The organism is Lysobacter sp. TY2-98 (assembly GCF_003367355.1).
Taxonomy (GTDB): domain Bacteria; phylum Pseudomonadota; class Gammaproteobacteria; order Xanthomonadales; family Xanthomonadaceae; genus Cognatilysobacter.
The window spans coordinates 978471-998694 of sequence record NZ_CP031413.1; the positions used below are offsets into that span (position 1 = coordinate 978471).

General features: G+C 63.1%; 11 protein-coding genes. 9 read left to right on the forward strand and 2 right to left on the reverse strand.

Going from position 1 to position 20224, the window contains the following annotated elements; genetic code table 11:
• Positions 1–336 precede the first annotated feature (336 nt).
• Positions 337–1941, forward strand: coding sequence for a BON domain-containing protein (locus DWG18_RS04710; RefSeq protein WP_162823701.1), 1605 nt, complete (start codon positions 337–339; stop codon positions 1939–1941).
• A 265-nt stretch (positions 1942–2206) separates the two neighbouring features.
• On the opposite strand, the gene DWG18_RS04715 is transcribed toward DWG18_RS04710, so the two are convergent.
• Positions 2207–3550 carry a sigma-54 dependent transcriptional regulator gene (locus DWG18_RS04715; RefSeq protein ID WP_162823702.1) on the reverse strand — a complete coding sequence of 448 codons (1344 nt, stop codon included), beginning with the start codon at positions 3548–3550 and terminating at the stop codon, positions 2207–2209.
• A 462-nt stretch (positions 3551–4012) separates the two neighbouring features.
• Between DWG18_RS04715 and DWG18_RS04720 the strand changes: the two genes are divergently transcribed.
• The 6 genes from DWG18_RS04720 (at position 4013) to DWG18_RS04740 (ending at position 9185) form a co-directional block, all read left to right on the forward strand.
• A complete protein-coding gene (locus DWG18_RS04720; protein WP_115645876.1) occupies positions 4013–5194 on the forward strand; it encodes a tyrosine-type recombinase/integrase in 1182 nt (393 codons plus the stop codon).
• 56 nt (positions 5195–5250) lie between these two features.
• Positions 5251–5733: a hypothetical protein gene (locus DWG18_RS15225; RefSeq protein ID WP_162823703.1), complete on the forward strand. Its 483-nt coding sequence runs from the start codon at positions 5251–5253 to the stop codon at positions 5731–5733.
• 116 nt (positions 5734–5849) lie between these two features.
• Positions 5850–6119 carry a hypothetical protein gene (locus tag DWG18_RS04725; protein WP_115645877.1) on the forward strand — a complete coding sequence of 90 codons (270 nt, stop codon included), beginning with the start codon at positions 5850–5852 and terminating at the stop codon, positions 6117–6119.
• Positions 6120–6153: 34 nt separating this feature from the next.
• Positions 6154–7059: a hypothetical protein gene (locus tag DWG18_RS04730; RefSeq protein WP_115645878.1), complete on the forward strand. Its 906-nt coding sequence runs from the start codon at positions 6154–6156 to the stop codon at positions 7057–7059.
• Positions 7056–8375 carry a replicative DNA helicase gene (locus DWG18_RS04735; RefSeq protein ID WP_162823704.1) on the forward strand — a complete coding sequence of 440 codons (1320 nt, stop codon included), beginning with the start codon at positions 7056–7058 and terminating at the stop codon, positions 8373–8375. Before DWG18_RS04730 ends, DWG18_RS04735 begins: the two co-directional genes overlap by 4 nt.
• 165 nt (positions 8376–8540) lie before the next feature.
• Positions 8541–9185 carry a helix-turn-helix transcriptional regulator gene (locus DWG18_RS04740; protein WP_115645882.1) on the forward strand — a complete coding sequence of 215 codons (645 nt, stop codon included), beginning with the start codon at positions 8541–8543 and terminating at the stop codon, positions 9183–9185.
• 782 nt (positions 9186–9967) lie between these two features.
• On the opposite strand, the gene DWG18_RS04745 is transcribed toward DWG18_RS04740, so the two are convergent.
• On the reverse strand, positions 9968–10552 hold the full coding sequence (locus DWG18_RS04745; RefSeq protein ID WP_205289397.1) for a helix-turn-helix domain-containing protein: 585 nt from the start codon (positions 10550–10552) through the stop codon (positions 9968–9970).
• A gap of 74 nt (positions 10553–10626) precedes the next feature.
• On the opposite strand from DWG18_RS04745, the gene DWG18_RS04750 reads away from it, so the two are divergent.
• Together DWG18_RS04750 and DWG18_RS04755 are read left to right on the forward strand one after the other, a co-directional pair.
• The gene (locus tag DWG18_RS04750; RefSeq protein ID WP_162823705.1) at positions 10627–12012 is read left to right on the forward strand and encodes a S41 family peptidase; all 1386 of its coding nucleotides are present in this window, start codon (positions 10627–10629) and stop codon (positions 12010–12012) included.
• 312 nt (positions 12013–12324) lie between these two features.
• Positions 12325–19488: a toxin TcdB middle/N-terminal domain-containing protein gene (locus DWG18_RS04755; protein WP_162823706.1), complete on the forward strand. Its 7164-nt coding sequence runs from the start codon at positions 12325–12327 to the stop codon at positions 19486–19488.
• Positions 19489–20224: the final 736 nt, after the last annotated feature.

Consider the following 20224-nt stretch of genomic DNA (forward strand, 5'->3'; position numbering starts at 1 on the left):
GGCGTCGCGACAGGGCGGTGTCAAACACACGTGATCCACGCGTTCGAGCGCACTCTCGTGGCGCGAAAAACTTTCGCGTCTTCGAAACATGCGCAGCAAGGCGGCGTTAAACACCGCGCGTACGACGTCCGAACGATTGGCATGGACCTTGCGCGTCTCCGCGTGTCGCTGTCAGGCGGCGTACTTCAAAGCAAAAAGAGTCCGAGAACGGAGGACAGCGCAGTGCGTGATCAACCAGTGGGGCGCCAGCTTCGAGATGTCGCGAACGATTTCATGCGACTCGGAGCGGATGCCGTCAACGCAGGTCGTAACTGGATCAATGAGAGGAAACAGCACATGCAGAACAACGAACAGGGTCAGCAATCGAGCGGTCGCTACGGTGAACAGCGCAGCTCGAACTACCAGTCCGAAAACGCGCAGGCCGCACGCCAGGGTGCGGGGCGCGAGAGCGGGCAGTGGGAGCCGGCCTACGCCAATCAGATGAACCAGGGCGAGCTGTACGGCCGAGGCAACCAGTACGGCCAGAGCAGTTACGGCACTTCGGACTACGGCCAGCAGTCGACCGGACACGGCTACGGCTATCCGGGCGCGCAACAGTACGGTCAGGGCCAGTCCTACGGATCGTCGAACGAAGACTACGGTTCGCAGCAGTACCGCCAGGGCAGCTATGCGCAGGGCGGTTATGCGGGCTCACAGGGCGGGCAGTACGGATCGCGCGGGCAGGGCCCGTCGCAGTACGGCCAGCAGGGTTACGGCGCGTCGGCGTCGTACGGACAGGGTTACGGCGCGTCGCAGTCGTACGGACAGGGCTACGGATCGCAGCAGGAGTTCGGCGAGCAGTATTCGCGTCCGCAGTACGGCGCGTACGGCAACGAAGCATCAAGCGGCCGCAACTTTGGTGAGAGCTACAGTGGCGGTGATTTCAACGCACAGACCCGCTACGGGCCGACCTACGGCGCGCAGGGCAGCACGTATGGCGGCGGTGACTTCAACCGCGATCGCGACTACCTCGTCGGCGGCTATGGTGCATCGCAGACGGGCGTGCATGGCGGCTACAACAGCCCGTACATGCAGCACGAAACCAGCTTCAACAGCTGGCGCACCCCGAACGAGTACGGCGGACAACGTTATGGCCAGAGCAGCCAGGGCTACGGTGCGCCGCAGCAGCCTGCGCATAGCTACGGCTCGCAGCAGTACGGGCAGGGTTCGCAGAGCTACGGATCGTCGCAGTTCGGTCGCGCGTCGATGGGCTATAGCGCGCCGCAGCACTACGGTCAGCGGGGCGAAGGCTTCGGGCAGTCGCAGTTCGGCCCGGGCCAGTCGCAGTTCGGCAGCAGCCGCGGCTATGGCGACGGCGGCTATTCGAGTCGTTCCCAGTCGACGTTCTCCGGTGACAGCGAAACGCAATACAACCGCGGCTCGGGCTCACCGCAGTACGCGTACGGCCCGCAGAGCGGCGCAGGCTACGGTCAGCCGTCGCAGCGCGGGCGCGGCCCGAAGAACTATGTCCGTTCGGACGAGCGCATCATCGACGACCTCAACGAGCGCCTGATGAATGCGCATGATCTCGACGTGTCGGACGTCGAAGTGCGCAGCGAGAGCGGAAAGATCGTGCTCGAGGGCAACGTCGACCAGCGCTGGATGAAACATCGCATCGAGGACATCGCGGAGTCCTGCGCGGGCGTGCGCGACATCGACAACCGCATCCGTGTGTCCTCGCAGACGGACGCACGATTGCAGTCCGCGGGGCAGTCGAGCTCGCAATCCTCGCTGTCGGGCCAGTCCGGCAGTTCGTCGCTGAGCGGTGCGTCGTCGTCCGAGAGCGATGACAGCACGTCACGCCAGGCGAGCGGATCTGCGGGCTCGACGGCCTCCACCTCTGCGACCTCCACGGCCAAGAAGGACGCAGGCACCACGCCGCGTTCGCCGTCTTCGCACTGATGCATGCCGCGTAACGGAAGAGGCCCGCACATGCGGGCCTTTTTCGTGGCGATGTTCAGAGCGGCGGCGCGGCGTGGAGCAGGTGACTGCAGCGCGGGCTCGACACTTCGACGCACGCGGGATCGGCAAGTGCGCCCCGGACGTCGCCCGCTTCGAGCCGCCGACGCGCGGCCGCCGTGGGCGCGCCCCTACGTTCGCCTCATTGCAGACGTCGTGACGTCAGCGACCATGGAATGCGCCGCGCCGCGCCGCCCGATGCGGTCGCTCAGGCGTGCGAAGCATCCTCGCCGGTCGCGAGTCGCGCGAGCTGGTTGTGGATGGTGCGCACGCTGACGCCGAGAACACGTGCCGCCTCGGTCTTGTCGCCGTCGACCTTCGCCAGCGTCTTCAGCAGCATTTCCCGTTCGACGTCCGCATAACTCATGCCGACGTGGAACACGATGCTGCTGTCGTCCTGGTGCAGCGGCATCGCACGCCGGCCGAGCACCGGAATGCGCACGAGCGGTCCGTCGCTCAGAAGGTAGGCGCGTTGCACGACGCTGCGCAGCTCGCGGATGTTGCCGGGCCAGCCATGGCGGACGAGCATGCGCTCCGCGTCGGGCGCGAGCTGTTTCGCCTGGCCGTGCTCGGCATTGAGACGTTCGACGAACACGTTCGCAAGCAGCACGACGTCGCTGCCCCGCGCGCGCAGCGGCGGCAGCGCGATGACGAAATCGGCGAGGCGGTAGTAGAGATCCTCGCGCAACTTGCCCTGCTCGATGCTCTGGATCGGCTCGCGATTGGTCGCCGCGACGATGCGCACGTCGACGGGAATCGTTTCGCTGCCCCCTACGCGCGTGACTTCGCCAGTCTCGAGAACCCGCAACAGGTACACCTGCAGCGCCGGCGGCATCTCGGTGATTTCGTCGAGGAACAGCGTGCCGCGATGTGCCTGTTCGAAAAAGCCGACATGGCGCTGCTGCGCACCGGTGAAGCTGCCGCGTTCGTGGCCGAACAGGTGGCTGGCCAGCAGATCCGGCGCGATCGCGCCGCAGTTCACCGCGATGAACGAGCCCCGACGCCGGCTGCGATCATGCACGGCACGGGCGACCAATTCCTTGCCGGTGCCGCTCTCGCCGGTGATGAGCACCGAAACGCTGGTGGGTGCGACGCGATCGAGGTCCACGGCCAACTGTCGCATCGCATCGCAGTCGCCGATCATGCCGTCGGGCCGCGCGCTGGCGATCTGGGCGAGCGCACGCGCGGATGCCTGGCTCAGCACCGACTCGAACTTCGGCGGATACAGCGGCTTGGGCGCGTAGTCCGCGACCGCCGGTTCGGCCGCGCGACGTGACGCCTCCAGCGATGTCTCGCCGGACGCGACCGCTGCACGGCTGCGCTGGCGCGTATCGAGCTCGGCCAGAAGATCGAACGTGGTCCCGTCCGGTAGCGTCACGTCCTGCGCGGTTGCGCCTTTCGCGCCGCGCGCCGTCGCGCGGCGTGATTCCTCCAGGGAATGCGCAACCGAGGCCTGGACACCCTGTGCCCGGGCGAAGTCGACGGCCGCAGAGGTCAGCGCCGTGCCACCGTCGGCGATGGGAAGGGAAGGCTGATGCGGCGTGTCGGCCATGACAAGGTTCCCCGATCCAAGTCCGGCGGAGGCTAGTCGCGCTCCGGTTAACGTTGCGTGTGAGCCTGCAACCCTTTCTAAGGCGTGCAGAAGCTTCGTCCGCGCACGCGGTCGCGGTGACGCAGCGGTCACATGCGTGTGGGGCGTGAGCCGCGCCACGAGAGGGTTCGGGAGGACCCAGTGCGCGACAGCCGCTTGCCGCAGCGTCGCGGTTCGCAGCATCCGTGCCAACTGGAAGCCGGAAACGACGAAGCCGCCCGGAGGCGGCTTCGTCGATCGATCTGGTGGGCGGTACAGGGTTCGAACCTGTGACCCTTGCCGTGTGAAGGCAAAGAGGCGAGGTACATCCGCGTTCACGCCGTACCTAAGTGCATGAAATATGGCAGTTTGCATCGTTGTGAATTCCGGTGAATTTCCATACTCTTTCCATACTGTCCCTAAGGGGGCGTGGAGCCTGGAAAGATGACCGATCTGAGCAGGGTGGCGGCGCGAAACAAGCTGGCCGCACGCCCGAGTAAGGAGCCGTACTGGCAGCGGATGTCGAAGGGCCGTTATCTGGGCTACCGACCCTCAACACTCAGCGCAGGGCTGGGAAGCTGGCTCGCAAGGTTCAACGATCCGGACACCGGCAGGAAGCCGGGTAAGTCGCTCGGCGACTATGGACAGCTCGCGCCCAACGAGCGTTTCGATGCGGCGCGCCGTGATGCGGAGAGGTGGTTTGAGCACCTGGCCATGGGCGGCTCTACGCAAGACCCCACGGTATGGCAGGCGTGTGAGGTCTACGCCGACGGCGACAAGGAGAAGCTGCGCCGGCTCAGTCTTACTGTGAAGGATCAGCCTATCGCCGGAATCAAACTGACCCGTTTGCGCGAATCGCACGTCAAGGTTTGGCGGAAGCATCTCGAGGGCATGCCGGCGATCACCGCCAAGCGCACCAAGCGGGGTAACGGCGGCATGAAGAGTCTGGAGGTCGTGACGCACTCGCGCTCCGCCGCGACGATTAATCGCGACATGACCATGCTCCGCGCTGCATTGAACGCTGCACTTGCTCGCGGCGAGGTCCCGACCGCGCTGGCATGGACGAACGCGCTGAAGCCGGGTGAGGCCAAGGGCCGGCGACAAATCTACTTGGATCGCGATCAGCGGCGCGCGCTTTTGGAGAATCTTCCGGGAGATGCTGCTGCGCTGTGCCGTGGGCTAAGTCTGCTGCCGCTGCGCCCCGGGGCGTTGGCAAGCTTGCGCGTGCACGACTTCGACGCGCGCACTGGCGTGGTGCTAGTGGGGACGGACAAAGCCAATGACGGCCGTAGCATCAAGCTGCCGGAGGAGCACGTCGCATACTTTAAAGAACAGGCCAAAGGCAAAACCCCAGCTGCACCTCTTTTTGCCCGTGAAGATGGATCGGCTTGGAATTCCGACGCTTGGAAGAAGCCGATTAAGGACGCCGTGCGTGCTGCCAAGCTGCCGGAGGGGGCGACCGCTTACGCGCTGAGGCACAGCACTATCACCGATCTAATCGTTGGCGGCCTTGACACCATGACCGTTGCCAAGCTTGCGGGCACGTCCTTGGCGATGATTGAGCGGCACTACGGTCACCTTCGCGGCGATCACGCTGCCAAAGCGCTGGCTGGGCTGTCGCTGTGACAGCGCACCTCCCATATAAATACGGCCAAGAGATCAGCCTTCAGGAAGCTGTCTCCATGTACGCCGAGCGTGATATGCGCAAGAACGACGACATTCGTGTCGCGAAGAGCCGGAGCCGAGCTCGGATCACTGCAGCGCTGCATGACGGCGAGCTTCCGTGGGCAGATGAGGCAAGAAAGACAATCTTAGTTGAGCGGTTCGTATCGTGGGCGATCACTAGCAAGGTAGCGAAAAAAGCCGACAAAGAAGTCGCCTTAAATTGGCGCGCAAGCTTCGATGGCATTTACGAAGTGCCTGGGCACACCGTGCACAGCTTCACTTTCGAGGCGCAGCGGCAGTATCCCGACGAATATCGTTTGAAAATGTTTTTAGAAATGGAAGTTCCTCTTCCCGAGGCGGGAGCACCCCAGGAATGGAAAGACGCGCTTGCAATTGCGCTTTGCCAGATCGAGCTATTACGCGAGCGGAATGCTTTCTTAGAAGGTCGCCTAGGCAGTCTCAGTAAGGCCGGGCGCGCGGCACGTTCGACAGACGTGTAAAGAATCCCGGGCGAACACGCGCGTCCCATTTCTAAACCTACTCTCTTCACACCAACAAGGTTCACAGCGGACCAATCCGAACCCCCGGATTTGGCCAGCAAGTGATCGGAGTTGGTATGAATTGCGACACCTCTGCCGGCAATCTGCTGGCACCTGCGCCGCAGAGCGGAAACCCCCTCTTGCTCGCGCGCGTGCCCTACGGCCCCCTGGTGGAAACGTGCGCGGGCTACGGCATCAAGCGCACCCGCGCTCACGAGTACGCGAAGAGCGGCCTGCTCGCGACGTTCACCATGGGCCGCAAGCGGTACGTCTACCTCAGCTCGCTCGATAGCCTCCCCGAGCGCATTGCTGCCGCGTCGCAAGGCAACACGGCGGTGATGCCGTGACCGTCGCCTCCGCTGGCGCCACCCGTCGCGAGGCATGGCCGTGACGGACGCGCGCATTTCGACCTCGCTGCCGAGCCACCCCAAAACCAAAAAGCTGGTCAAGCGCCTCGGCATCGCTGCGTGCTGGCACCTCGTGCGTCTGTACCTGTTCGCGGCTTCGAACCGCTCGGGTGGCTCGCTCGCCGGTATGACGGATGAGGACATCGAACTGGCTGTGGACTGGCTCGGTGGCGATGGCGAATTCGTAAATGCGCTCAAAGCCGTCGGATTCTTGGACGGCGCCGCTGGCCGCTACGAGATTCACGACTGGGCTGATCACAACCCGTGGGTCGCTGGAGCGGAGGTGAGGTCGGCTAAGGCGCGCTGGAACGCCGTGAAGCGCCACCACGGCGAGGACCAAGCCGACCGGCAGGTGCCGGAGTGGGCATCTCTGCGTGCTAGCAGCAATGCAGTGAGCAATGCTGCTAGCACTGTTGTTAGCAGCACGGCAGCACTGCACGACGAGCAAAGCAGCAATGCTCCGTCTCCGTCTCCGTCTCCGAATCCGAATCCGAATCCGAATCCGAACAACACTGGCGCAAGTGCGCCGAAGACTGCAACGGAGGACGTCATCGATTCCAACCGCGAGAAGCCCGCGCCGACGCCGAAGCTGCAGGCCGTGAGCATCGAGGAGCTGGTTGCCGCGGGTGTTGACGAGCAGCACGCCCGCGACTGGCTCGGCGTCCGCAAGGCGAAAGGCGTGCCGCTGACCCGCACCGCATGGCAGTCCACGGTTGCTGAAGCGAGCAAGGCCGGCATCACCTCGGCGGAGGCCGTCAAGGTTGCCGCAGAGAACGGCTGGCGCGGTTTCCGCGCGATTTACCTGACGGGCTACAACGGGCGCTCGCGCGTTGGCTCGCGACACGCCCCCTACGATGCGGGCCCCGAGGTGACGCTGTGAGCGGCCGGACTACGGCGCGCGTGCCGCCGCACTCGGCTGAAGCGGAACAGGCGGTGCTCGGCGGCATGATGCTGGCGCCTGATTCCCAGCCCATGGTCGCGAGCCGGTTGTCGGTGACGGACTTCTACCGCCGCGACCATCAGCAAATCTTCCGTGCCATCGAGGGGTTAGCTGGCAAGGGCAAGCCCTTCGATGCCGTGACCCTCGGCGAGTGGTTCGAGTCGCACGGCATGGCGGAGTTGGTCAACGGCGGTGCGTACCTGATCGAGCTGGCCAGCACCACGCCAAGCGCGGCCAATATCGGCGCTTACACGGAAATCGTCGCGGGGAAAGCGACGCGCCGTCGGCTGATTGCATTGGCAAGCCAAATCGTCGACGACGGTTTCGACGCGACTGAGCAGGACGCATCGCAGCTGGTGAGCGACGCGATTGGGCGGCTGATGCAGCTCAATCACAGCGTCGGTACCTGCGAGTACACGGGTACGGAAGCGCTGAAGGCCGCGTGGAGCGAGGTCGTTCGCTGCTACGAAAACGGCGGCGCCCTGCCGGGCATTTCGACCGGACTGAAGACGTACGACAACCTCACCGGGGGATTGCACGACGGCGACTTCGTCGTGATCGGCGCACGCCCGGCCATGGGTAAGACGGCACTGATGGGCAGCATGGTCGAAGGCGTCTCGGCGGGCGGTAAGCGCCCCGGTGTTTTCAGTCTCGAACAGCCGGCGGCTCAGCTGGGGCTGCGGCGAATCTCCGCCATGTCGGGCGTTGCCGCTGCGCGCATCCGTGCGGGCGCCATCGACGAGCACGAGTGGCCGAAGCTGAGCGACGGCATGCGCATGGCGAAGGACCGGCCGATGTGGGTCTACGACCGACCGGCGGCGACGCTCAACGAGGTCGTGGCGGTTGCCCGCAAGTGGAAGCACCAGCACGACATCGACTGCATTTTCATCGACTACGCACAGCGCATCACGGTGCCGGGCGCCGACCGCATCACCGAGGTGGCCACCGTCGCGCGCGGGCTGAAGAACCTCGCTCGCGAGCTGAGCGTGCCGGTGGTCGCACTCGCGCAGGTGGTGAAGGACGTCGACAGCCGCGACGACAAACGCCCGAAGGCCGGCGATCTCGCCAACAGCGATGAGCTGACGCGCGAGGCAGATCAGATCGTGATGCTCTACCGCCCATCCGTGCACAACCCGCAGGCGCCGCAAACGCTGGCGCAGCTGTGGATCGAGAAGAACAGGCACGGTCCGACAGGCCTGCGCAACGTGGCATTCAATCCAAAAACGATGAGGTTCGCAGACGAGGTGACCGAATGAATCCGACCCCACACCTGACACCGCGCGAGCGCGCGCAGTGGTGCCGCGACTTGGCGGACAGCATTGAACGAACGCTACCGCCGCCTCACGACGGCGCGAAGTCCATGGCCGAAGTCGGCGTTGGGTTTCTACGTGAAATGGCTCAAAAACTTACGAAGGGGACAAATGAACGACATCACTGACACCGAAGCTGCCGCCGTTGTCGAGAACACGGACTGGTTCCAGCCCCTGGCGCCGGGGGCAATCGTCGTCGCCGGCAAGCACGCTCAGGCCGCTCTCGCGCGCACGATCGGCGGGCGGCTGCGTGAGGCGCGTGAGCTGTGCAACATGAGCCAGAGCGATGCGGCGCGACACCTCGGCTACGCGAATCCGTCGAAGCTGTCGAAGGTTGAATCCGCCTTCGATACGAAGTCCGTTCCGCTCTGGCTACTGCGCGACGCGGCGACTCTGTATGAAGTCTCCGTCGACTTCCTCTTGGGCCTGACGGATGACTGGGAAACGGGAGTGCCCCGCGGCACGCAGAGCTGGATGCTCACCCTTTGGGAACAGTTCCGCCAGCGAGACATGCTCGCGCTCGACCGGGTGCATCGCGAAGTAGTCGCGGCGGCTGGCCACCTTGAACTGATGGTCGGCGCGGTCCGCGAACTCTCGCTGGCTACCGGCGCCTACCGCGAACGAAACCCCGAATTCGACGACACCGCGGGCAGCGCGACGTTAGTAAGCCGTTTGGGCCGGCTCGAAGCCGTGGCATCGGCTGCCGACGTGAGCCTGCGGAAGTTGAAGCTCGGGAGGCAAGCAGAAGCGTTTTAAATGCGGGCAGGGCTTGCGCGGAGAGCAACCTTCCAGGCGAGTGGCGAAACTATCAGAACCAATACGGATGCGGGTTTTGATGGTTTCGCATGACGCACAGCCACGTTGGTTTTCGGTAACAACTTCCACGAGGGGAGCTTGTTCGCTGATGGCTTCCGGAGGCCACGCGACTCGGAACACCTTGATGGCGTGTGACGATCCAGCTGCGCACTGGTACCGCTCGGTGCACGCAACTCGCTTCCGTTTGGCATGTCTGCTTTCGGCCAATAGCAGACGTCCAGCGGTCTTCCGATCGGAACCGTGGCGCACTTGTATTCGCGTACTTCATCGTGCCTCGAGAAGGTGCGGCCCACGGCGGTCGCGTCAATTTGACGTCGATCGCCATGTGGTCGCTGGCGCGACAACGTCGAGCGGCGCAGAAATAGAGAAGGCCCGCCACCGAAGTGACGGGCCTTCCGCTTTACGCACCGTGTTTACCGAGCTTCAAGACCCATACGGGCCGGGATTGCTCCCCTCGGCTGCTATCGTTCCCGCGCGAGCGTGGGCTAGTAACGGCTGGCAACTGCAACCTTAGCGCCACCCCGCGCCGCCGGCAACGACTCGTAAAGGGCGCCACGAAGGCCAGACAGCGTTCGTTAGACTCTGCGTGCCCTGCGGCAGCGAATCCCCATCTGCGCCAAACTCTTCGATGTCCATCGTCGCGAAGACGCCGGGTCCCCTTTGGGTCGAAAGCGGACATCGGACCCTGTGCATAGCACTCGCGAGTTGTCCGTCGTCAGCGACTAACCCGCTGTCTTCGTACGCCTCTTGCCCTTTTGCGGGGCCGGGGCCAGGACGAATGCGAGCGACATGAGGCGCGTGCGCTCGTCGTCGCGCGTTTGGCTCATCAATTCGCATAGGCGCTCGAGCAGGCGGTTCGCTTCGGCGAGGTCACGTTCGGCCACCCACCCCTTGTTGCGAGCTGCCCACAGTTCACGGCGTGGACCGGCGACTTCTACGTCGCTGCGCGCCAGCGCAGTGCCGAAGTCACGTTCGGCGACCTGCAGTAGTCCCTTCGCGTATTGAGCGAGCGCGTCGCGCGCGTCGTCGGTGGAGAGGTCGTAGGCGAGGCGCAGAGGCGCGCGCCGAGCCCCCTGGATCGCGAACCCACGCTCCCCGGCATCGTTGACGAACTCGCGCACGAGGCCGCCTTCCGCCAGGAGTTCGAGGTGGTAGTACAGGCCATCCGCCGGTCGCCCGAGCTCCAGCGCCAGCTCACTCACTGTGGCTTTGCCCCCCAGTGCTGCCAGCGTGTCCACGAGCTCATGCCGCACCGGCGAGGCCAGCAAGCGAATGTGATTGGGGTGCCGAATCGCTCGGGTGTCCATCGCGCCCTCCATCAATGTTGAAATTATATGCTAGTTTTTCAACGTCGGTGCGAACGCACCCCTGGACAGACCCGATGGCCGCTATCCGCGTTGTTCGCCTCTTCGCGCCGCTCCTTGCGATCGCCGGCCTGCGCGCCTACGCCACGTCGCCACCGTCGACGACTTCCGCCTCGCCACTGGCCTCGGACGTCGCAACGATCCAGCAGGCAGCCGCGTCGATGCATCCCGAGTCCTCGTTCTCGGTCGACCCGAAGCGCCTCAAGAGCGCCCTTGCTGCCGTTCCGGCCAGGCCGTTGGCCGGAATGAGTCGAGATGAGGCCTGGCTCAACCTGTCGCGGCTCAACCCGGTGCTGGCTGATGGGCACTTCTTCGTCGGCTACCCGAGTTGGCGCGATGAGGCCGCGGACCACTTGAAAGACGGCGGCCGCCTTTTCCCATTCGAGGTGATGGTCAGCAACGACGGGGCGGTACGGGTCGTGGCTAACTTGGGTGGCGCGCCCACGCCGCTCGCCGGACGAACGATCCGCTCGATCAACGGCGTCTCGACGCGCACGATCACCAACGAGCTGCTTCGCCATGTCCACGGCGACAGTGCGCGGTTCCGATCCGGCCTGCTGTCCGATCGTTGGTGGTTTTTCTACTGGAAGGTATACGGCGCGCCCAACGACTTCGTCATCGGACTGGATGGGTCGACGCGCACTCCAACCAAGATGGCGGCGAGTTCTGCTGTCCCCGCAGTGATTGCAGCGGAGCAATCCTTTGAACGGCAGTTCGCACTCGAGCTTCGGAGCGAGCAGTCCGCCGTTCTCACGCTCAATACGTTTGCTTGGCCGAACGCCGAGCAGTTCAAGACGTTTGCAGCGAGCGCGTTCGAAAAGATGGAGCGCGCTGGAACACGAACCCTCATCATCGACGCGCGACGAAACGGCGGTGGCGACGACGCACTCTGGCTCGAAGGTGTCCTGCCCTATATCGCCGACAAGCCCTACCGCTGGGCTTCCACCTACACCAAGCGCGTCCTTCGCACCGATCCTGCGAAGGGCGAAGTTGCGGGCGAGGTACGAAGCGGCTCGATCGACACCTGGTCGACGCCCGACCCGAAGCAGCCGCATCGCTTTCGAGGGAAGGTGTACGTGCTCATCGGGCGGACGACTTACTCATCGGCGGTTCTCTTCGCCAACACCATGCACGACTTCGGATTCGGCACGTTGGTGGGCGAAGGCCAAAGCGTGCGGCGGAAACAGTCCGGGGGCGTGCAGAAGATCGATCTGCCTGCGACGGGCTTATCGTTGTGGGTGCCGCGGTTCATTCTGACGCCGCCTGCGGGCGACAAGGGCTATTGGCTTACGCCGGATGTCGAGATTAGCGACGACGGCATCAATCCGGGTGCAATGGTCGAGGCTGTGCTCAAACGAGCATCTGCTGATCAAGCCAGCGGAGCGGCAAGTCCGCTTCGATAGCGTCAGCGCGCTGTGGCGGCGAGGCGACGACGGCTAGTCGTCGCTGCATTTGATGTCCGCTTTCGGCCACGAGTGGACGTGCCGCTACCGGTGCACGATCGCCTGCTGATTTGCTCCGAGCGTCCACTAGTGCTCAAATCCGCAAGCCGGGCAAGGACGCTGCGGGAGTCGCGCTTCCACCGGAAATGGGGGAAGTGCATGGAATCGTCGCTCTTGCGGGGCCCGCGCCTCGCATATGGCCTGCTGGCCGTTGTACTTGGAGTCGGCGCACTGCAGTTCGGAGTGGTCTTTCCGAAGCTGTGGGCGATCACGATGTCCACCGGCCTGCCGCCTCTGTCGGTCTACCCTTTCCCGTCTGATCCCGAGTCAGATCGTGTCGGCGCTACCCCAGCGGAGTTTCGTGTCGACGAATCCGGAGCGGCGACGTACGACATCCCCCTCTATGCGGCCCCAGGTACGGCCGGGGTGCAGCCGCATCTGTCACTTCATTACTCCAGCCAAGGCGGCAGCGGCGTTTTAGGCCGCGGGTGGGCGATCAATGGGCTGTCGGCAATCTCCCGGTGCCGCGCTACTCGCGAGGCCGCCGACTTCGTGGCAAATGGAGTTCCCGTTGACGGAAACCCGCAGCCCGTCAGCTTGGATGCCAACGATCGCTACTGTCTTGATGGGCAGCGGCTTATTGCCTATGACGAGCCGGGTGCAGCCTGTCTGGCTCGCGGCGGATACACGGGCGTTCAGTACCGCACAGAAATTGAGTCATTCCAGCGGGTCTGTGCTTATGGCACGGATGCGAACGGTGCCAAGTTCTTTACCGTCGAGCGCAAGGATGGGTCCACCTCGTGGTATGGCGACCGCGACAACGACGACTCTCAGAATCGGCCGGATGGATACGTCAACAGCCAAGCGCCGGGTAAGCAGGCGGTCGCCCTGGCGTGGGCGCAGACGCGCTTCCAGGATTCGATGGGCAACTACATCGACTACCGCTACGAGAAGGGCGACGGTACCAATGCGGACGTCGGAGAGCATCTTCTCACCAAGGTCCTATACACCGGAAAGACCGTACTGCCGGGTCAGAACGGCAGTCCGCTACAGCCCTATGCGGAACTCGACTTCAATTACGAAGCTGCGTTCGATGCGAGCGGCTACGTGTCGGGCGGCATCACGCGCCAGACGCGACGGCTCGCCAGTGTTACCTCCCGCGTCGATCCCAAGTACAACGGGAATTATGTTCCGGTGCGCCACTACACACTGGGCTACGTCTATGGCGGCAGCAGCGGATCCGTACTCCAGTCAGTAAAGGAATGTGCCGACCAGACGGAAGCTGTTTGCCTTGGCGCAACGAAATTCGACTGGACTTCAACCGCCAACCAGTCTGTTGGCTTCGATACCGAAGAACTATTCGGCTCGATCCCGAACGGTAGCTTGACCAAGTTTGAGGGGATGAAGTTCGCCGATGTTGACGGCGACGGACGCCGAGATCTCGTCTGGATCAAGGATGCGTCGAGCGGCGAGGCGTGCCCAACCGAGCTGATCTACGCGGGCCTGTCACGTATGGCGCCGGGTGGGCAGCCGTCGTTCTCGTTTGCAAACCCAAACCCGTATTGCGCGCCGGCGGAACTCGAGTGGAGCGCGGCGGATTCAACATGGTTCCTCCTGGACTACGACGGCGACGGTCGCGATGACCTTTTTCTGCGCGGGAATGCCAGGTACATCGCATGGCGTGCCACGGGTGATCCTTCAAATCCCTTCGACACGTCCGTCGACCTTCTCGCGTCGCTAGCACAACCGATTCCCGCGGGATCCACCAAAGATAACGAGCCGCAGCACGCCGATCTGAACGGTGACGGCCTGATCGACATTCTTTATCCGAAGAATGGTGCACTCGTAGCGCGTCTCATGCAGAAGGGCGGGGCGTACGGTTATCAATGGGGCTCGGAACTGCCGATCAATCTGGTCGGTGGAGGTTGTACGACTAACTGCTTTGAGGTGCGCGGGCTCTACCACAAGGACAACTACCAGCAACTCAATGATTTCAATGGCGACGCGCGGTCGGATTTGCTAGTCAATCTGCCCGGCACCGGCTGCGCTGGTGGCGGCGGCGGAACACCGCCACCGCCGGGCGACCCGAGGCCGCCCCAGCAGCCACAAATCGCCAACACGACGGAGGGCGTCCTCGCTGCTACTGCGACGAGTTCAACATGCACCCACACCTTCCCGTTCGTTGTTCAAAGCATCGACGGGAGCGGGATCACCGCAACGCTTTACGGGAACATCGAGTTCTCCCCGACCGATGGACTCAGCTTCGCTGACTTGAATGGCGACGGTCTGAGTGACGTCGTTATGCACGGTCGGGACTACAACGGCATGTCGTCGTTCAACCTCAACACCGGCGTCGGCTTCGTCATGGGCGGCGGGAGCGGTGGGGGCTACGGAGCCGTTCAGGCGTACCCCGCATATCTGCAAGTGGCGGATGTCAACGGCGATGGACGTGCGGACCTCGTGTACCCGGACCCCTACACACGCCAGAAGTTCGTGGCTCGCATGGGGCTCCCGTCCGGCAAACTGAGCGATCCGGTGCAACTTGGCGGCACGTGGACGGGCTGCGGCGATGTTCAATGCCTCGCGGGTTACAGCTACCTCTTCGAAGACTTCGACGGGGATGGCAATGCCGAGTTCATGCGCATCAAGTGGGGCGACAGCAATTCCGCGACTTATTTTTCCCGCTTAGCGCCCGAACGCCGCTTCAAGCCGCGCGATGCGATCGTCAAGATCACAAATGGTCTCGGCGCGGAGACGGAAATCGCGTACTCGCCGCTGACCATGGGCGCCCTATACGGGCGCGGCGCAGGAGCACGGAACGCCTTCACTTGGGGCCGCGGGTCGCCCGTTCGTGACCTCGCTGGCCCGATGTACGTCGTCAGCCGGGCGGCCAGCTCCTCGCCACAAGCGGGTGCACCCGATGCGAAGGCGGCGATCTACTATCGATACGAAGGCGCGCGTATTCAGGCGGGCGGGCGCGGCTTCCTCGGTTTTGCAGCGGTCGAAACCATCGATGCAAACAATCCCGACGGTTATGTCGTCAGCCGCACCGAATACCGCCAAGACTTCCCGTTTGTTGGGGTGCCGCAGCACACCACTAAGCGCCTGGTTGCGGGGGGCTTCAGCCCATCGCCTTGCGTGGCGGGAGCGCTCTCTGAAAGCTGCTTTGCGACCGTGCCAGCGGCGCTTCCGAGTCTCGGCGGAACGCTCTTCGAAGACAGCACCCAGATCTGGGAGGCCCCGCAATACGCGGTCGCTGCGCAGCGTCCGATCGAGATCCGCACGTCCGGCTCGGTCGAGCGTAGCTTCGATGCCTACAGCGGCGCTGAGCTCAAGCGGACGCAAACAGCGTTTGGTTACGGGGAACACGGCAACGCCACGTCCACCGCCGTGGATACGTTCGAAGGTGGCGGCTCGCAACCGATGGCCACTGTCGTCACATCCAACGTCTACACGGATGACGCGGCGCGCTGGCGTCTCGGGCGAATGACCTCCTCGACTGTCACGCATCGCCGCCCCAACACGCCCGACGTGGTGCGTCACACGAGCTTCGACTACGACATGAGTGTCGGAGGCGGCGGGCTTCTCCGCGAAGAGCGGACGGAGCCTAACGTGGGGGGCGCGCTCGAACTGCGTACGGTGTACACCCTCGACGCATTCGGCAATCGATACGTCACCGCCAAGTGCAGCAATCTCCCCGGCCAAGGCTGTGGCCCGGCATCGTTCGCTGCGCTGCCGTCCAGTCCGCTACAGGTGAATCGCTACAGTCGCGTCGGATACGACGCCCGAGGGCGACTGATCACCACCGCAGTCGAGCCCTTCATGCCGAATGGAACGTCGGCCACCGAATACGCGACGCAACAGGTGCTGTCATTCGACAAGTTCGGCAATGCCGAGAAGTTCATTAATGTTGATGGCGTCACTTCTTGGACGGGCGCTGGTGCACTAGGGCGCCCGATGTACACCTGGCAGCAGACGACCGCTTCCAGCAGTCCAAACGAGGGCGGGCGGTACACGCTGCTGTGGTACCGCCGCTGCGGCACGAACTCGAATCAGGTCGCATGCCCGGCGGGCGCCGTCGCGCGTCAGCAGGCGTTTACCACCGGCGCTGCGGTGAAATGGACGTATACCGATGTTCTCGGCCGCCCTGTTCTCACGGTTGCGCAATCGTTCAATCAGAACGTCTCCGATCAGGACGCCGTGGCGCGTTGCACACGGTACGACGCCTATGGTCGAACAGTCGGCATCTCGAATCCGTTCTTCCTGCCGGGCGTCTCGACCAACGACCTAGCTGACCTGCCGTCCAACGTGTGTCAAGCCGCGGCTGACTGGACGGTCACCAACTACGATGCGATCGGTCGAGTTGCTTCCGTCAGGGAACCTAATAATGCGCTCACCCGCTACTCCTATACGGGACTTCAGGTCAGCACCACCGACGACCTCATGCGTACGACGCGGCAGCTGAAAAATGCTCTCGGCGAAGTTGTTCAGACGATTGCCGCGAACGGTATTGCCGTGGCCAATGACTACGACTCGGCCGGAAGGCTCGTCACCGTGCGGCGCAATGTTGGCGCAGGCGAGGTCAGGAACGAGTTCTCGTATGACGTCCTCGGCCGTAAAACCAGTCAGCGCGACCCGGACTCGGGCGAGCGGTGGTTTGACTACAACGCTGCTGGAGATCTAGTCGCACAACGCGACGCCGCGTACAACCGTCTCGAGCGTGTCTACGACGGCCGAGGCCGCATCATCACGGCGCGAGCGATCGACCCGTCGGGTGCAGTCCTGTATTCGACTGCATATACCTACGACGGCGCGCCCGGCGCGAGTGTGGGACGCCCATGGTCGGAGACGACGTCGGGTAATTACAGCACCGCGTCCGATACGGTCGTCAGCTATCGAAAGGAATACATTTACGACACGCTCGGTCGGCCCAGCCAAACCAAGTGGACCGTTGACGGCGCCTCGTACTCGGCGGCGATCCAGTACGACACGCTTTCTCGCCCCTTCAAGCAGCAAGATGCTACGGGGCGCTGGACCAAGACGCAGTTCAATGGGCGCGGTTTTGTCATCGCGATTTGTGGGTCTGATGAAGCAGATAGCGCTATGGCGTGTAGCTCTGCGTACGCACGCATGCGCAGCGCGGATGCGTTCGGCAATATCACCGAGGAAACACGTGCCGACAACAACAGCCTAACGGTTAGCCGTTCGTATGTGCCGAAGACTGGCCGCTTGAATCGCATTTGTGCGGGGGTGAACTGCTCGCTGGTTGACGAGGAATACGTATTCGATACCGTCGGCAATCTTTACTCGCAACGCAAGGAGGGTCGCTACGCGGAGAAGTTTGAGTACGACAGCGTTGATCGCATAACGCGCTCCTATGCGTGGATGCGTAATGGCGTGCAAGTCAACCAGACCCTGCAGACGTTCGCGTATGACGGTCTCGGAAACGTGTGCGCCATCAATGGCCTCAAGCGCAGCTATGGCACAGGGTCCACGTGCGAGACGATCGCGACTCCGACCATGGGCACTGGCCCAGTAGAGGAGCAGCCGTTGCCGCCGGGTACGGGGCCGGTTCCGCCGCGACCAGGTGACCCGGTGTTGGAAGCGTCGGCGTATACGCCGCCTAGCTCTCCGAGATTGCGGACTGCATCGAGCAGCGCCACGACGGCTCAGACCGGAAGGGCGATCGGGGGATTCACGCCGACCAGGCCGCACGCGGCGCTCGCCGCGCAAGAGGCCACCGGAACGCAAGCCACTACTTACCTTTACGACGACCACGGCAACCAGATCCAGCGAGACGCTCCCGGTTCCACTCGTGACCGGACAATCAGCTACAACCTGGACGACCAGGCGTTCCGCGTGTCGATGGGCTCAGGTCAGATGGTCCGCTTCTGGTATGCGCCAGACGGCTCCCGTTACAAGCGAGTCGAGGGGGGCAAGACGACAATCACGCTCGGCGATGTGGATATCGTTGTGAACATGGGCGCAACATCGTTCAAGAGAACGATCGGCGGCGTCGTCCAACAAACCATTACTGGCACCACGATCCGGGACGACTATCTATTCTTCGACCGGCTCGGAAGCCTCATCCGTATCACCGATGCAACTGGAGCGGTGCAGGATTCGCTTGATTATCGCGCCTTCGGTGATCGGCGCAGCATTACGGATCCGAGCGCGGCAGGCACCGGTACAGCGATCACGCCAAAGGGTTTCGGTGGGCACGATACGTTCGATCAGATCGACGTCATCCACATGGGCGCGCGTCTGTTCGATCCGGGGCTAGGCCGATTCTTGCAGGCGGACCCGGTCGTACAGTCGGCGTCGTCTGCTGATGGGTGGAATGCGTACTCGTATGTTCTCAATAACCCGCTTCGGTACTCAGACCCAACGGGCGCGCTAGGTGTCGAAGAGCGGCAATGGGTGGCCGCAGCTGTAGCCATCGTGGCCGCGTATTTCGGGTACGCGGCGGTAGCTATGGAGTATTACGGGACCGCGGTGGGCATCGCCGTAGCTGGCGGCTTTGCCTCGGGGGCAATTGCGTCGCAGAGCTTGCGCGGCGGCGTGTTTGGAGCGATGAGTGGACTGATATCAGGTGGGTTCGGTGTGTCCGCTGCGATGGCGGGTACGAGTGGCGGGTTAGCCGGATGGGCAGTCCAGACATTCGCGGGCGGCGTCATGGGCTCGCTACAGGGTGGCAACTTCGGCCACTCAATGCTGGCCGCGGGGCTCACGATGGCGGCAATGCCTGCGATCGGTCAGATAGGGTCCGTGTGGGGAAGGGCCGCCATCGGCGCACTGGTAGGGGGCACGGCGTCAGAAGTCAGCGGCGGGAAGTTTGCAAACGGTGCTGTGTCCGGCGCGATCCAAGCGGCCATGTCGGGTGCGCCGGAACAGTCTGCTAATCAAGACGCCTTGGTTGTCGAATACAGGGATCCCAACGCGGTATCGAAGTTTGCAGACAAAGCGCCGGGCGGCCGCCAAGGATTTCTTCGCTCGGTGGTCGAGCGCGGGAAGCTCGGAGACCCGCGTCGCTTTGTTTACAACCCGAAGCAGCCCACTGCAAAAGACGGTTCGCAACCACGCGCAAGTACGTTCTCGGACGGTCGAACTGAGGTATACCCAATCGCATTCGACCTGAACTACTACGATTTTGGATCTACCCTTTACCACGAATACGTACACCTTCAGCGCTACGAGGTGTACGCGCGAGTCGGATTTCGGTATACGGATAAGACCCAGCCGCAGTACATGATGGAAGCGGAGGGGTATGCAAAGATGTTGACGCCCTCAAATCCGTTCTTTTCGGGAATGTCGAAGCGCTTCTTCTATGAGATGCGTTACAACGATGGCGAGGTCGGCTTTGGTGCTTTGACTGACGCCAATCAAGCGAGAGTGCAAGCTGGTCAGTTCAACTGCGCCGCGAGCCCTGGGTGTTGATCATGAGAGCCTTCTACTCACGCCAGTGTCTTGGCCTGCTACCGCTAGCTTCGCTTGTCTTTGCGGCCGGGATCGCTGTTGCAAGCCCACCGAAGACGCAGGTCGCGCCGTTGAACGCCGAGGTGGGGCGGGCGGGAAGCGGTTATTTTGTTCAAATCACCAATGCGACCGATCGAAACATTTCGGTAACGCCTCTTGCATTGGGTGGTGAACAAGGAAGCGCCTTGAGCCTGTACCTGTATGACCCGAGGTCTAAGGCCTTAGGCGAGGCGCTCGGCACGTACTTCCCCGGACCGAAGGATGGGGTCGGTTTGCAGCGGTACGTCTTGAAGCCTAAGGAGCGAATTCGCGCTGACTTGTCGCGAGAGGACGTCAAGAAGTTTCTAGGTCCATTGCCGTCGTGCTACTACTTGGTGGCCGTGTATCACGAGGTCACTCGTAACGGACGGATCTGGTCGAAGGCATCGAATGCTCTGTATGAGTGTAGGCACGCGCCCAACGGAAAGTAGTCAGTATGCCGACCTTACGCGGCAGCCTTGACTTGCTTGATCGTTAAGATCGCTGTCGTTGCGCGAAAACCGCGATAAATTGCTTGCGTGCGTTTTCTGCGAGTCCATCCACGCGGGCAAGAAACGGGCAGACGCGGACTTTGCTGGGAGTCCCTATCGGTCCGCACTCGGCGGAATTGCCGTCGTGGAAGCCTGCGAGAAGCCGGGCGGCGACGGCAAGATCATCC

What these genes read in the sequence shown, in the direction of transcription:
- DWG18_RS04710 (WP_162823701.1), top strand. Translation starts at nt 337, where the DNA reads ATGCAGAACAACGAACAGGGTCAGCAATCGAGCGGTCGCTACGGTGAA.
- DWG18_RS15225 (WP_162823703.1), top strand. Translation starts at nt 5,251, where the DNA reads ATGTACGCCGAGCGTGATATGCGCAAGAACGACGACATTCGTGTCGCG.
- DWG18_RS04715 (WP_162823702.1), bottom strand. Translation starts at nt 3,550, where the DNA reads ATGGCCGACACGCCGCATCAGCCTTCCCTTCCCATCGCCGACGGTGGC.
- DWG18_RS04720 (WP_115645876.1), top strand. Translation starts at nt 4,013, where the DNA reads ATGACCGATCTGAGCAGGGTGGCGGCGCGAAACAAGCTGGCCGCACGC.
- DWG18_RS04755 (WP_162823706.1), top strand. Translation starts at nt 12,325, where the DNA reads ATGTCCACCGGCCTGCCGCCTCTGTCGGTCTACCCTTTCCCGTCTGAT.
- DWG18_RS04730 (WP_115645878.1), top strand. Translation starts at nt 6,154, where the DNA reads ATGGCCGTGACGGACGCGCGCATTTCGACCTCGCTGCCGAGCCACCCC.
- DWG18_RS04750 (WP_162823705.1), top strand. Translation starts at nt 10,627, where the DNA reads ATGGCCGCTATCCGCGTTGTTCGCCTCTTCGCGCCGCTCCTTGCGATC.
- DWG18_RS04725 (WP_115645877.1), top strand. Translation starts at nt 5,850, where the DNA reads ATGAATTGCGACACCTCTGCCGGCAATCTGCTGGCACCTGCGCCGCAG.
- DWG18_RS04745 (WP_205289397.1), bottom strand. Translation starts at nt 10,552, where the DNA reads ATGGACACCCGAGCGATTCGGCACCCCAATCACATTCGCTTGCTGGCC.
- DWG18_RS04740 (WP_115645882.1), top strand. Translation starts at nt 8,541, where the DNA reads ATGAACGACATCACTGACACCGAAGCTGCCGCCGTTGTCGAGAACACG.